This is a genomic window from Hydrogenophaga soli (genome assembly GCF_054777695.1).
On record NZ_BAAHAK010000003.1, the window covers coordinates 373,314 to 386,484 of the forward strand.

Below are 13,171 nucleotides of genomic sequence, written 5' to 3' on the forward strand. Positions count from 1 at the left end.
GAAGGCCTCAGCCTTTTTCCGCCAGCAGGATCTTGAGGTCTGCCGCCAGCGCCGCAGCGCCGCTGCCGTAGCGGTGGTACACGCGCAAGCGGCCTTTGGGGTCGTAGACGTAGCTGCCGGCCGAGTGGTCCATGGTGTAGCTGGTGGGTGTCTTGCCGTCCACCTTCTTGTAATAGACCTTGAAGTCCGCCGCCAGTGCTTTGAGGGTGGCCGGGTCGGCCAGCAGGGCCAGGAAGCTGGGGTCGAAGCTGGCCATGTAGGCCTTCATCAGCTCGGGCGTGTCGCGCTCGGGGTCCACGCTCACAAACAGGCCTTGCAGGCGCTCGCCGTCGGGGCCCAGCAGGCGCTTGGCCTCGGCCAGTTCGGTCAGCGAGGTGGGGCACACGTCCGGGCACTGGGTGTAACCGAAGAACACCACCACGGCCATGCCCGCAAAGTCCGCCAGCGTGCGCACCTGGCCGTTTTGGTCGGGCAGCTGAAAGCCCTTGGCGTAGTCGGCCCCGGTGAGGTCGATGCCCGCAAAGGTGGGCTTGGCGTCAGAGCAAGCAGAAAATAGGGCTCCACCGCTTGTCAATACTGAAGTTTTAGCTATCAATTCGATGAATCGGCGGCGTTCCATGGCAGGCTTTCAAAGGGGCGTTCAACCCAGCAGGTAGTGGTCCAGCAACAAGGCGGCAAACAGCACCGACAGGTGGATGAGCGAAAAGCGGAAGGTCTTGCGGGCCAGGGCATCGGAATAGTCGCGCCACAGCCGCCAGGCATAGACACAAAACCCCACCGACAGCCCCAGCGCCACCACCAGGTACAGCCAGCCGCTCATGCCGTAGACGAAGGGCATGAGGCAAGCCGCCAGCAAAATGAAGGTGTACAGCAGGATTTGCAGCCGGGTGAATTCCGACCCGTGCGTGACCGGCAGCATGGGCAGGCCGGACTTGCGATAGTCTTCCACCCGGTACAGCGCCAGCGCCCAGAAGTGCGGCGGCGTCCACAGGAAAATGATGAGGAACAGGATGGCCGCCTCCGGCCCCACATCACCCGTCATGGCGGCCCAGCCCAGCACCGGGGGCATGGCCCCCGAGGCCCCGCCGATGACGATGTTCTGCGGCGTCAGCGGCTTGAGCACCACGGTGTAGATGACGGCATACCCCACGAAGGTGGCAAAGGTCAACCACATGGTGAGCGGGTTGACTGCCAGGTACAGCAACGCCGAGCCCGCAGCGCACAGCGCGGCGGAGAAGCCCAGGGTCTGGGTGTTGGTCAGCTCGCCCTTGGCGGTGGGCCGCCAGGCGGTGCGTTTCATCTTGGCGTCGATGCCTTGTTCCACCACGCAGTTGAAGGCCGCGGCGGCCCCGGCCACCAGCCAGATGCCCAGGCAGGCCAGCGCCCCTTGCGCCACCTGCCCCCAGCTGGGCAGGCCCGGCACGGCCAGCACCATGCCGATGAGGGCGCAGAACACGATGAGCTGCACCACCCGCGGTTTGGTCAGCGCATAAAACTGTCGCCAGGTGGAGCCCATGGGCGCAGACACCGGAGCGGAAGACGGGGGAGACGCAGAACTCATGCGCGCGCACCTTGAGAAACAGAACCATCCACAGAATCACAGGCCGTGCGGCCCACCCCGGTCAACACCAGGATGAGCGCCGCCGCCCCGCCGGTGTGCGCCACCGCACCCAGCAAAGGCCAGCCCAACAGCACGTTGGACAAACCGGTGAGCAACTGCCACGCGGCCAGCACCGCCAGCCAACGGGCCGTGCGCTGCTGCCCCGGCACACCCCACAACGACCACGCCAAGCCCAACACCCCGGTCAGCACCGCATAGGCGGCCAGGCGGTGGGTGTAGTGGATGGCGGTCAGGGCGTTGAATGGCAAGGCCTCGCCAGCGCCGGTCTGGCCCAGGGCACGCCACAACTCAAAGCCGTGGAGAAAGGACATGTCAGGCCACCACTGGCCTTGGCAAGTGGGAAAGTCGGAGCACGCCATCACCGCGTAGTTGGTGCTGACCCAGCCGCCCAGCGCCACTTGCAGCCACACCAGCGCAAACACGCCACGCCACAGCCACGCCACCCTGGCGGGCAGCCCTTGCCCCCCCGATGTCGGTGCGTGGGCGGCATACCCCAGCGCCTGCCGACGCAGCAGCCACAGCAGCACCAAACCACCCAGCAGGTGCAGGGTGACGATGGCGGGAAACAGCTTCATGGTCACGGTCAGGGCACCGAACGCGCCTTGCAGGCACACCCAGACCAGGGTGGCTGTGGGCCACCAGGGCGACAGCTGGACTTGGCGACGGGCCCACCAGGTCCAGCCCGCCAGGATGAGGATCAAGGCCCCCACGCCGCTGGCCAGGTAGCGGTGCACCATTTCCACCCAGGCCTTGCCCGCCGTCACCGGGCCGGTGGGCATGGCGGCCTGCGCCTGCTCGATGTGGGCCGACGCGCCCACCGGGCTGGCGTGGCCGTAGCAGCCCGGCCAGTCGGGGCAGCCCAGGCCGGAATCCGTCAGCCGGGTGAAGGCTCCGAACAGCACCAGGTCGAAGGTGAGGAACAGGGTGACCACCGTCAGCGTGTGCAAACGCCCGGCCGTGTGCTGGCCACGGCTTTTCCACAGCACCCAGGCCAGCGGCGGCACGGCCACCAGTGCGCCCAGCACCAGCAACTGGCCCAGCGGGCTGAGGTTGTAGAGGTCCGTGGGGGTCATGAAGGACGCCCAGGCTGGTCCCACGAGCTGGAGGCCCGCAACAGCCGCTCCAGGTCGCGCCGCGCTTTGGCCGGGTCCACCTCGGCGGGGAAACGCATCATCCAATTGCCCAAGGGGTCGACCAGGTAGAGGTGGTCGGCCAGCGCGTGGCCGGGGGCAGGCTCCAGCCACTGGGCCAGGGCCGCTTCATCCAGCTGCACCACCTGGGCGGTGGCCAATGCGGCCTTCAGCGCCGGGGTCGGCTCGGTGCTGCCGGTGCGCAGCCACACCCAGTCGAGCCGGTCCTTGTCCTTGCCCAGGCTTTCACGCAACTGGCGGCTGAGGTAGAGGTTCTTTTCACAACGGGTGTCGCAGGCGCTGTCGGCCACCGTCACCAGCAGCCACTGGTGGCGCAGGCTTTGCAGGACCACGGGCTGACCGCCCAGGCCCACCCCTTGGAGTTCGGGCAGGGGGCGCTGGGGTTGGATCAACTCGCCGTAATTGCGCCGACCTTCAGGGCGAATGACGTAGTAGGTGAAGTACGAGGCAATGACCGGAGAGGCCGCCACCAGAAACAGCAACAGCAGCTTGATGCGCGACGAGCGGGTGCGCGCCACCTCGTCCAGCGTCTGGGCGTCCAGGCTGGGCAGGCTGTGCACCGTGAGGCCCAGTGGCTGGTCGCGGGAAGCGGCCTGGGAATCAGCGGGCGCGGCGGCGGGGGAGGATGATTTGGAACCAGACATACAACACAACAATCAGGGTGGACAGGCCAAACCATTGCAAGGCATAGCCGTGGTGCTTGTGCACGTCCGGGAAGGTGATGGGCCAAGACCGGGTGAGGCCGTCGGGGTCTGCGCCGTCGGCCCCGCCGGATTCGGGTGACTGCATGAGTGACAGGGGCAGCACCTGGGCCTTGAGCTCGGCGCTCAGCCGGGGCAGGTCCAGATTCTGCCGGATGCGCCCGGCCTGCTCGGCCCCCAGCTCGTACATCCGGGACGGGGGTGGGGCCAGCCGCCCCAGCACCGTCACCCGCCCCGTGGGCGTGGGCAGCTCGGGCACCCGCGTGCGGTCGGTGGCATCGCGCGGCAGCCAGCCCCGCTGAATGGGCAATACACGCCCATCGGGCTCCAAGCGGAACGGCGTGACCACGATGAAACCCGCACGCCCGTCCAGCGGGCGGTTGTCGAGGTACACGGTGGCCTCGGGCACCCACTGGCCTTGCACCGACACCTGGCGATGGTGAATGCTGGCCCAGGCGGCGGCGTCCGCCCCGGCGGCATGCGAGGCCAACTCGGCCTGCCATTGCGGGGGCGACAGCGGCGGCAGGGCCTGACGGGCCACGATGTCGGCCTGGATCTGCTCCTTCTGCGCGGCGCGTGACAACTGCCAGCGGCCCAGCGATGCGGTCACGGCCACGCCGACCACGGCGGCGGCCACGACCAGAAGGCGTCGCAAGCGTTCACGCTGCATGTTCATGACCCGATAATCCCGCACATGACGTATCTGGTGATTGTGGCCTTTGTCGCCATCCTGGGCAGCCTGGCTGCGGCGCTGCTGTTCATGCTGAGGCGGCCCAACGCCACCCAGGATGCCGCGGACCCTGAAGGGGTGGCGGAGGCGAGTGCCGAGCGCAGCCGACGCATGGCGCGGGCACTGGCCTTTCGAGTGGGGTTTTCCATTCTGCTGTTCGCCTTGATCCTGTTCAGCCACTGGATGGGGTGGATCCACCCCACCGGCATCCCCGCCGGGCAGTGAGCAAACCGCCACAAAAAAAGCGCCACACGGCGCTTTTTTTGTGGCCCGGCCCGCGGCGCACACCCAGGTGCGCGGGGCCAGGGGATGGGTCACATCCAATAGACCAGCACGTACAGGCCCAGCCACACCACGTCCACAAAGTGCCAGTACCAGGCAGCCCCTTCAAAACCGAAGTGGCGCTGGGGCGTGAAGTGGCCTTTTTGCAGGCGCAGGGTCACGAACAGCAGCATCAGCATGCCGACAAACACGTGGAAACCGTGAAAACCGGTCAGCATGTAGAAGGTGGAACCGTAGATGCCCGAGGACAGCTTGAGGTTCATCTCGCTCCAGGCATGGGCGTATTCGTAGCCTTGCACACACAGGAAGGTCACGCCCAGCAGCACGGTCAACCACATGAAGGCGATGGTCTTGCTGCGGTTGCCCGCTTGCAGCGCATGGTGGGCAATGGTCAGCGTCACGCCCGAGGTGAGCAGCAGCGCGGTGTTGATGGTGGGCAGCCAGAACGGCGTCATGGTCTGGAAGGGCTCCACAATGCCCGCGGGCGAGGCGGTGCCGCCACCAACGGTGGGCCACACGGCCTGGAAGTTGGGCCAGATCAACGCATTGTCGATGCTGCCCAACTGCGGCACGGCATGCACACGCGCCCACCACAGGGCGGTGAAAAACGCGCCAAAAAACATCACTTCCGAGAAGATGAACCAGCTCATGCTCCAGCGGTAGGACAGGTCGATCTTGTGCCCGTACTGGCCACCTTCGCTCTCGGACACGGCGTCACGGAACCACTGGAAGAGCACCACCGCCCACCAGGTCAAACCAAAAGCCAGCGAGTAGGCACCCCACTGGTGGCCATTGATCCACTGACCGGCCCCCAGGATGAAGAAGAACAGTCCGAAGGCGGCCATCACCGGGTGGCGGGACGGGCCGGGCACAAAGTAGTACGGCGTGGCGCCATGTGTTGCTGCTGACATGCTGACTCCTGTTGTTTTTCAGAATTTCAATGTGTTGAGGGGCTGCTCAGGTCTTGACCACCCAATTGACCAGCAGGATGAGTCCGCCCACGAACATCACCGCCAGCACCACGCCCATGGCCATGAGGTGCAGGGGGTTGAGGCGCTGGACGTCCTTCTCGTAATCGCTGCGCCGCCTCACCCCCAGAAAGGCCCACAACACGGCCTTGAAGGTGTCGAACAGCGCGGGCTTGCGCTCCAGGGGAGGGGTGCTCACACCGCCCCCTTGTCAACGGCGGCGCCGCTGGAGGGGCTCACCAAAGCGTTGGTGGACGGTGCCTGCGGAACCTTGCCGCCCACTTCAAAGAAGGTGTACGACAAGGTGATGGTCTTGACGTCCTTGGGCAGTTTGGGGTCGATGACAAACGCCACAGGCCATTCCTTCTTTTCGCCGGGGGCCAGCGTGTACTGGTTGAAGCAGAAACACTCCAGCTTGTTGAAGTGCGCCTGCGCCTGCTGCGGCGCATAGCTGGGGATGGCCTGGGCGGCCATGGTGCGGTTTTGCACGTTCTGGAACTCGTACATCACCGTGGTGAGTTCACCAGGGTGGACTTGCAACGAACGCACCGCGGGCTTGAACTGCCAGGGCCCGCGGGCATTGGCATCGAATTCAACCGTGATGGTGCGCGAGGCGTCCACCTGGCTGTTGGTCGGCTGGCTGGCTTTCTGACCCGGAATCTCACGCTCGGCCAAGGCCAATACGTTGATACCGGTGGCCTCGCAAATGGCCTTGTAGATGGGCACCAGCGCATAGCCAAACCCGAACATGCCCACGGTGATCACCGTCAGCTTGCCCAGCATGCGCCAGTTGTCGAGCTTCAATGCCACTGTGCCGTCCGTTCACTTGCCCAGGAACACGAACTTGGCCATGAAGCCCAGGAAAAACACCAGGGCCACCGAAGCCAGGATGAGGCCCAGCTTGAGGTTGTTGCGCTTTTGTTCTTCAGGCGTCATGGCGGTCAGGCTCGCAAAGGTCCGGTCACTCAAGCCACGATGCGGGTGGCGGACTCATCCAGCTTGGGCGGGGTTTCAAAGGTGTGGAAGGGGGCCGGGGACGGCACTTCCCATTCCAGACCCTCGGCACCTTCCCAGGGTTTTTGAACGGCCTTTTCACCCTTGCCACGCATGGCGGGCAGCACCACGGCCAGGAAGAAGTACACCTGGGCAAAACCGAACGCGAAGCCACCGATGGAGGCAATGGCGTTGAAGTCGGCAAACTGCATGGGGTAGTCGGCGTAACGACGGGGCATGCCGGCCAGACCCAGGAAGTGCATGGGGAAGAAGGTGATGTTGAAGGAAATCATCGACCACCAGAAGTGGATCTTGCCGCGGGTTTCGCTGTACATCACGCCGGTCCACTTGGGCAGCCAGTAGTAGGCACCCGAGAACATGGCAAACAGCGAGCCGGCCACCAGCACGTAGTGGAAGTGGGCCACCACGTAGTAGGTGTCCTGGAAGTTGATGTCGATGGGGGCCATGGACAGCATGAGGCCGGTGAACCCGCCCATGGTGAACACGAAGATGAAGCCCACCGCCCACATCATGGGGGTCTCGAAGGTCATGGAGCCCTTCCACATGGTGGCGATCCAGTTGAAGATCTTCACGCCCGTGGGCACGGCAATCAGCATGGTGCTGTACATGAAGAACAGCTGGCCGGTCACCGGCATGCCGGTGGTGAACATGTGGTGGGCCCACACCACAAAGCTCAGGATGGCGATGGAGCCGGTGGCATACACCATGGAGGCGTAGCCGAACAGCTTCTTGCGGGCAAACGCTGGCACCACCTGGCTCACGATGCCGAAGGCCGGCAGGATCATGATGTACACCTCGGGGTGACCGAAGAACCAGAAGATGTGCTGGTACATCACCGGGTCACCACCCCCGGCGGGGTTGAAGAAGCTGGTGCCCAGGTGGCGGTCGGTCAGCGTCATGGTGATGGCACCGGCCAGCACGGGCATCACAGCGATCAGCAGGTAGGCGGTGATCAGCCAGGTCCAGCAGAACATGGGCATCTTCATCAGCGTCATGCCGGGTGCGCGCATGTTCAGGATGGTGACGATGATGTTGATCGACCCCATGATGGACGATGCGCCCAGGATGTGCATGGCAAAAATGCCAGCGTCCATGGAGGGGCCCATTTGCAGGGTGAGCGGTGCATACAGCGTCCAACCGGCAGCGGGTGCACCGCCGGGCATGAAGAACGACGACACCAGCATGATGGCCGCCGGAATCATCAGCCAGAAGCTGAAGTTGTTCATGCGGGCAAAGGCCATGTCGGACGCGCCGATTTGCAGCGGAATCATCCAGTTCGCAAAGCCCACAAACGCCGGCATGATGGCCCCGAACACCATGATCAGACCGTGCATGGTGGTGAGCTGGTTGAACAGCTCAGGGTTGACCACTTGCAACCCGGGCTGGAACAGCTCGGCGCGGATCAGCAGGGCCAGCACGCCCCCCACCATCAGCATGGCAAAGCTGAACAGCATGTACAGCGTGCCAATGTCCTTGTGGTTGGTGGCGAACACCCAGCGCCGCCATCCGGTGGGCGCGTGGTGGTCGTCGTGCCCGTGGGCGTGATCGCCGTGATGACCGAGTACAGCACTCATGTTGGATCCTTGGTAACTCTCAAAAACGGTGAATCAGGCGAACGATCACTTGCGGGCAGCCACCACTTCGGCGGGCTGCACGATCTGGTCGGTCTTGTTGGACCAGCTGTTCTTGGTGTAGGTGATCACGGCGGCAATTTCGGTGTCGGACAGCTGCTTCCAGGCAGGCATGGCACCGTTGTTCTGGCCATTGAGCAACACCGCAATCTGCTTGGCCTTGTCGGCATTCAGCACCACAGGGGAGCCATCCAGCGGCTTGATGGGGCCAGCGCCCTTGCCGTTGGGTTGGTGGCAAGCAGCGCAGTTGGCGGCGTACACGGCCTCACCACGCTTGACGAGGTCGGGCAGGGCCCAGACCTTGGCCGGATCATCGGCGGCAGCGGCCATGGCCTTCTTCTTGTCGGCCACCCAGGCGGAATACTCTTCAGCCGTGACCACCTTGACGTGGATGGGCATGTAGGCGTGTTCCTTGCCACACAGCTCAACGCACTGCCCGTAGAAGTCGCCGGTCTTTTCGGCGCGGAACCAGGTGTCGCGCACGAACCCGGGAATGGCATCCTGTTTCACGCCGAAGGCGGGAATCATCCACGAGTGAATCACATCGTTGGCCGTGGTGATCATGCGGATCTTCTTGCCCACCGGCACCACCAGCGGGTTGTCCACCTTCAGCAGGTAGTTGTCGGTGGGGGCGGGCTTGCCACTGTCGGACATGACGCGGTGGCTGTTGTCCAGCGTGGAGATGAAGCCAATGCCCTCCCCTTCACCCTTGAGGTAGTCGTACCCCCACTTCCACTGCATGCCGGTGGTCTTGATGGTGATGTCGGCGTTGGTGGTGTCCTTCTGGGCCACCAGCACCTTGGTGGCGGGCAGCGCCATGCCGATGACGATGAGCAGGGGCACGATGGTCCAGCCCAGCTCCACCCAAATGGGCTCGGCCAGTTCCTGCGCCTTGTGGCCCACGGACTTGCGGTGCTTGATGATGGAATAGAACATCACCCCGAACACCGCCACAAAGATCACCGAACAAATGATCAGCATGAACCAGTGCAACCAGTGCTGCTCTTCGGCAATGCGCGTGGCTGGCGGCGCAAAGTTGAGCTGATTGACCGCGGGGCCACCGGGCAAATCGTTCACCACCGCGGCATGAGCGGCCATGGACATCCAGACCCCGGCAGCCAGGGCTGCATGGGCCAACCGGCCGCCGACTGCCCGCAGAACGGGGGGCGCAGACAAACTCATCTGTTGGGATTTGCTCACTTTTTGTCGCCTCAAAACATAAGCATTGATTTATATCAATGCGAATTACACCAAACTTTTGCAGCTCTTCTGGTGGGGGAAAACCCTTCAGCAGGCAAGGTTGCACCACCCCCACCAAGCCCAGAAACCGCTCGCAATCCCCAATGACAAGATCCACCCAGAGGCCTACAACCTGGAGAATTCAAAGCCCTTCGCAGAAGGGCATCAGCCCGAGTGCCGCCAGCCAAAACGCGTTGGCACTGTCATTGATTTATGTCAATTGTAACGACCCGTTCAGCACCAAAATGAGCTGACCTTGCGATAGGTCAAGCCATTGGATGCGACACCGCGGCTCAGGCGTCGCGCGGATCCGACGGTTTGCGCGTGCTGCCCAGCATCTGGCGCATGTCTTGCAGGGAAACCGCCGTCTGTGCCGCCACCTTGGGGCGGGGTTCGGGGCGGTGGGCGTGGCCGTAAATCACTTCAAACGTCAGTTGCAGCCGACCGTCGGCATCGCGGGGCATGTCCCGCTCCAGGGTGTCCAGCAGGTGCTGGCGCCATGCCCGCCCCCGCGTGATGCGCTGGCGCCGGGCACTGAGGTTGCGCCCCCACCCCCGCAAATCGGCCAGCAGGCGCTCGGCGCTGGAGTAGGTGAGCACCATGCGCTCCACGTCCATCACCGGCTCGGCAAACCCGGTGGCCACCAGCATGTCGCCCCAGTCGTGCATGTCGGTGAAGGCATGGCAAGCCTCCCCCCAGCCCTGCTGGCGGTACACGTCGGACAGCTCGCGCAGGCTGTCCGGCCCCAGGCAGGAGAACATCAGCCAGCCGTGCGTTTGCAAACGCGCCCACCAGGCGGCCATCATGGCCTGGGGCTGGGCGGTGCCGTGCAGCAGCATGTTGGCCCACAGCAGGTCCACCCGGGTGTCCACCCCCGCCACCTGGGGACCCCGGCGGGTCAGCCGTTTCCACCAACCGGCCACACCAGAATCATCAACTTTTGTAGCATCAAACGCTTTCAATGAAAGTGCAGAAGGCAAAAAAACATCGGAATTCTCATAGTGCCTGGCCACCGCATGGCAGGCCGCCCACCCGCCCAGGGCCGGGTGCCAATCCATCCACGCGGCGGGCACCTGGCGAATCCACCCCAGGCGCTCGACCATGCGCCGCCCCACCTCCTCGTGCAACCAGGGGCTGACCGCGGGGTGTTGCGCCATCCAGCGCTGGGCGGCCACCGGGTCCATGGAGGGCACAGCAGCGTCGTGAGACAGGGGTGAAACAGGGAGCATGGGAGGGGGCAGCAGGCAGGGTGGCGGGCAGTATAGGATGGGGTTCCCGCGCCTGCTGAAGCCCCACATCGGCCATGGACACCCCGGTTGACACCCCCCACACCACAGCCCCCACGGGCTGGGGGCGGCTGTGGGCCTCGCGTTGCGCCGTCTGTGGCACCTGGCCCGCGGGACCCACGGGCGATGCGTTGTGCGGCCCCTGCGAGGCCCTGTTTGCCGCCCCACAAACACGTTGCCCCCGTTGCGCCCTGCCCTTGTCCGCAAACGCACCGTGCCCCGCATGCACCCGCCAGCCCCTGGCGCTGGATGCCTGCGCCGCAGCCGTGGACTATGCCCACCCGTGGGCGCACCTGATCCAGCGCTTCAAGCACCACCACGAACCCGCCTGGGCCACGGTGTTTGCCCGCGTGATGGCGGCGCAGCCGGTCATCCGCCAAACGCTGCGGGAAGGCGCGCTGTGGCTGCCCATCCCCATGACGTGCCAACACCTGGGCGAGCGTGGCTACCACCACGCCTGGGTGTTGACCCAAGCCCTGCAACGCCACTTGGCGCGGGCGGGTCACCCGGTGCAGGGCCGCGCGCGGCCCGAGCTGCTGCTCAAACTGACCGACACCCCGGCCCAACACCGTTTGAGCCGACACGAGCGGCTGCACAACCTGCGTCACGCCTTCGGCATTCCGCCTGAAGCGGAGCCCACCCTGCGCGGGCAGCGCGTGGTGCTGGTGGACGATGTGATGACCACCGGGGCCACGCTGCACCAGACGGCACGGTGCCTGCGGGCCGCGGGTGTGGCACACGTTGCCGCGGTGGTGCTGGCACGCACCCCGCCACCAGAGGCCAACGATTGACGCTTGCGGCATCATCGGGCCCCTGCTCCGGTCCCGCACACCCGCTGCCCGCCATGTTTCACATCGTCCTCGTCCACCCCGAAATCCCGCCCAACACCGGCAACGTCATCCGCCTGTGCGCCAACACCGGCTGCCGCCTGCACCTGATCGAGCCCCTGGGTTTTTCGATGGAAGACAAACAGATGCGCCGCGCCGGGCTGGACTACCACGAGTACGCCGAGGTGCGCCGCCATGCCGACTGGGCCACCTTCCTGGCCACCGAGCGCCCCGACCCCGCACGCCTGTTCGCCATGACCACCCGGGCCACACAGTGGGTGCACCACACCGCATTTGCGCCGGGCGACTGGCTGGTGTTCGGCTCGGAAACCAGCGGCCTGCCCACCGACATTCGCGCCGCCATCCCCCAGGGGCAGTGGCTCAAGCTGCCCATGTGCGCCGGGCAGCGCAGCCTCAACCTGTCCAACGCGGTGGCGGTGACCACCTTCGAGGCGTGGCGGCAATGTGGGTTTGGCGGGGCCACCGCCCCGGATGCCATGCCTCAGGCGTAAAGGCGCACCAGCGATTCGGCCACACACACCGGGCGCTCGGCCCCTTCGCGCTCGATGCTGACCGTCCACGTCAGCTGGCAGGCCCCGTCGGCCAGCCGATCGAAAGCCGCCAAACTCAACCGCGCCCGCAGGCGGCTGTCCACCGGCACCGGGGCCATGAAGCGCACCTTGTTCAAGCCGTAGTTGACCCCCATGCGCACCCCGCGAATGTCCAACCCCGCCTCCAGAAAACGCGGCAACAGCGACAGCGTCAGAAACCCGTGGGCAATGGGCGTGCCAAACGGCCCTTGCGCCGCCCGCACCGGGTCCACGTGGATCCACTGGTGGTCCCCCGTGGCCTGCGCAAACAGGTCAATGGCCTTCTGGTCCACCGTCACCCAGTCGGTCACCGTCACCTCGGTGCCCACCAGGGGTTCCAGGTCGGTCAGCTGCTCGAACACCTTCATGCCTTGTCCTCTCGGTTCAACCACTCACAAATGCCTTGCCATTGCTCCAGGTCACGCGCCACCCGCCCCGGGGCCACATCGAACAGGGTGAGCCCGGCCGCGGCCAGGTGCACGTAGTTCTGGGTGTCGCGCAGGTACCCCAGCACCGGCAGGCCCAGGCTCTCCACAAACTCGCGCAAGCGCTCGGCGGCAATGGTGCGGGGCTGCACCCGCATGCCCACAATGCCCACATCCAACTCCCCCAGCTTGCGCTTGTCGGCCAGCGTGTCCAGAAAGTCTTTGGTGGCGTCCATGTCAAACACACTGGCCTGCAGGGGCACCAGCAGCTTGGTGGCCATGCGCATCACGTCGTTGAGCCGCCAGCCATGCAACCCGGCGGGGGTGTCGAGCACCACATGGGTGGTGCCTTTGGGCGGCTTGACGATGAGGTCGGGCGACACCTCCCAGGTGCTGATGGGCCGCGCCGTCTCGGGCCGCAAGCCCAGCCACAGGCGGGACGACTGCTGCCGGTCGGTGTCACCCAGCATGACGGCATGCCCCTGGCTGGCCATGTAACCCGCCATCTGGGTGGCCAGGGTGGACTTGCCCACCCCGCCTTTGGGATTGGCGACAACAACTACGGGCATGGCTCACCTCCAGGGACTGTGTTTGTGGTGAAACCATGATAGTGCCGCACCCCGGGTCAGGGCGCTGTCACCCAGGTGGTGCCGCAGACCCGGTTGCACACCACGCGGTTAAGCTTTGCATCTGCCCGGGTTCCCAC

At 65.1% G+C, this 13,171-nt stretch carries 17 protein-coding genes; 3 read left to right on the plus strand and 14 right to left on the minus strand.

Annotated features, from left to right (window positions below):
* Positions 1–7: 7 nt before the first annotated feature.
* Genes ACYVB7_RS07610 through ACYVB7_RS07630 form a run of 5 tightly spaced genes read right to left on the minus strand, consistent with a single transcriptional unit; the run spans position 8 to position 4,149 of the window.
* Positions 8–619: an SCO family protein gene (locus ACYVB7_RS07610; protein WP_460506135.1), complete on the minus strand. Its 612-nt coding sequence runs from the start codon at positions 617–619 to the stop codon at positions 8–10.
* Positions 620–640: 21 nt separating this feature from the next.
* A complete protein-coding gene (cyoE, locus tag ACYVB7_RS07615; RefSeq protein ID WP_460506136.1) occupies positions 641–1,561 on the minus strand; it encodes a protoheme IX farnesyltransferase in 921 nt (306 codons plus the stop codon).
* Positions 1,558–2,694, minus strand: a complete 1,137-nt coding sequence (locus ACYVB7_RS07620; protein WP_460506138.1) for a COX15/CtaA family protein — start codon at positions 2,692–2,694, stop codon at positions 1,558–1,560. The genes cyoE and ACYVB7_RS07620 overlap by 4 nt, the downstream gene beginning before the upstream one ends.
* Positions 2,691–3,416 carry an SCO family protein gene (locus ACYVB7_RS07625; protein WP_460506139.1) on the minus strand — a complete coding sequence of 242 codons (726 nt, stop codon included), beginning with the start codon at positions 3,414–3,416 and terminating at the stop codon, positions 2,691–2,693. The genes ACYVB7_RS07620 and ACYVB7_RS07625 overlap by 4 nt, the downstream gene beginning before the upstream one ends.
* Positions 3,373–4,149, minus strand: a complete 777-nt coding sequence (locus ACYVB7_RS07630) for an SURF1 family protein (protein WP_460506140.1) — start codon at positions 4,147–4,149, stop codon at positions 3,373–3,375. The genes ACYVB7_RS07625 and ACYVB7_RS07630 overlap by 44 nt, the downstream gene beginning before the upstream one ends.
* A gap of 18 nt (positions 4,150–4,167) precedes the next feature.
* Here ACYVB7_RS07630 and ACYVB7_RS07635 point away from each other — a divergent pair, with 18 nt between their 5' ends.
* Entirely contained in the window at positions 4,168–4,428 is a 261-nt protein-coding gene (locus ACYVB7_RS07635; protein ID WP_460506141.1) for a DUF2909 domain-containing protein, read from the plus strand.
* 89 nt (positions 4,429–4,517) lie between these two features.
* Here ACYVB7_RS07635 and ACYVB7_RS07640 read toward each other — a convergent pair whose 3' ends face one another.
* The 7 genes from ACYVB7_RS07640 to ACYVB7_RS07670 form a co-directional block, all read right to left on the minus strand.
* Positions 4,518–5,396 carry a cytochrome c oxidase subunit 3 gene (locus tag ACYVB7_RS07640; RefSeq protein WP_460506142.1) on the minus strand — a complete coding sequence of 293 codons (879 nt, stop codon included), beginning with the start codon at positions 5,394–5,396 and terminating at the stop codon, positions 4,518–4,520.
* A gap of 46 nt (positions 5,397–5,442) precedes the next feature.
* Complete coding sequence (locus tag ACYVB7_RS07645; protein ID WP_460506143.1) at positions 5,443–5,652, minus strand: DUF2970 domain-containing protein; 210 nt, start codon at positions 5,650–5,652, stop codon at positions 5,443–5,445.
* Positions 5,649–6,236, minus strand: a complete 588-nt coding sequence (locus tag ACYVB7_RS07650; RefSeq protein WP_460506270.1) for a cytochrome c oxidase assembly protein — start codon at positions 6,234–6,236, stop codon at positions 5,649–5,651. The genes ACYVB7_RS07645 and ACYVB7_RS07650 overlap by 4 nt, the downstream gene beginning before the upstream one ends.
* A 39-nt stretch (positions 6,237–6,275) precedes the next feature.
* Entirely contained in the window at positions 6,276–6,389 is a 114-nt protein-coding gene (locus ACYVB7_RS07655; protein ID WP_460506144.1) for a cytochrome oxidase small assembly protein, read from the minus strand.
* A 29-nt stretch (positions 6,390–6,418) separates the two neighbouring features.
* Positions 6,419–8,041, minus strand: coding sequence for a cytochrome c oxidase subunit I (ctaD, locus tag ACYVB7_RS07660; RefSeq protein WP_460506145.1), 1,623 nt, complete (start codon positions 8,039–8,041; stop codon positions 6,419–6,421).
* A 45-nt stretch (positions 8,042–8,086) separates the two neighbouring features.
* Positions 8,087–9,280 (minus strand): cytochrome c oxidase subunit II, encoded by a 1,194-nt coding sequence (gene coxB, locus ACYVB7_RS07665; RefSeq protein ID WP_460506271.1) that lies wholly within the window; start codon positions 9,278–9,280, stop codon positions 8,087–8,089.
* 350 nt (positions 9,281–9,630) lie between these two features.
* A complete protein-coding gene (locus tag ACYVB7_RS07670) occupies positions 9,631–10,566 on the minus strand; it encodes a biotin synthase (protein ID WP_460506146.1) in 936 nt (311 codons plus the stop codon).
* A 74-nt stretch (positions 10,567–10,640) separates the two neighbouring features.
* On the opposite strand from ACYVB7_RS07670, the gene ACYVB7_RS07675 reads away from it, so the two are divergent.
* Together ACYVB7_RS07675 and trmL are read left to right on the plus strand one after the other, a co-directional pair.
* Positions 10,641–11,414, plus strand: coding sequence for a ComF family protein (locus ACYVB7_RS07675; protein WP_460506147.1), 774 nt, complete (start codon positions 10,641–10,643; stop codon positions 11,412–11,414).
* Positions 11,415–11,467: 53 nt separating this feature from the next.
* Positions 11,468–11,962: a tRNA (cytidine(34)-2'-O)-methyltransferase gene (gene trmL / locus ACYVB7_RS07680; RefSeq protein ID WP_460506148.1), complete on the plus strand. Its 495-nt coding sequence runs from the start codon at positions 11,468–11,470 to the stop codon at positions 11,960–11,962.
* On the opposite strand, the gene ACYVB7_RS07685 is transcribed toward trmL, so the two are convergent.
* The gene (locus ACYVB7_RS07685) at positions 11,953–12,408 is read right to left on the minus strand and encodes a MaoC family dehydratase (RefSeq protein WP_460506149.1); all 456 of its coding nucleotides are present in this window, start codon (positions 12,406–12,408) and stop codon (positions 11,953–11,955) included. The two genes, trmL and ACYVB7_RS07685, sit on opposite strands and share 10 nt — an antisense overlap.
* Positions 12,405–13,034 carry a nucleotide-binding protein gene (locus ACYVB7_RS07690; protein ID WP_460506151.1) on the minus strand — a complete coding sequence of 210 codons (630 nt, stop codon included), beginning with the start codon at positions 13,032–13,034 and terminating at the stop codon, positions 12,405–12,407. The genes ACYVB7_RS07685 and ACYVB7_RS07690 overlap by 4 nt, the downstream gene beginning before the upstream one ends.
* Between the last annotated feature and the right edge of the window lie 137 nt (positions 13,035–13,171).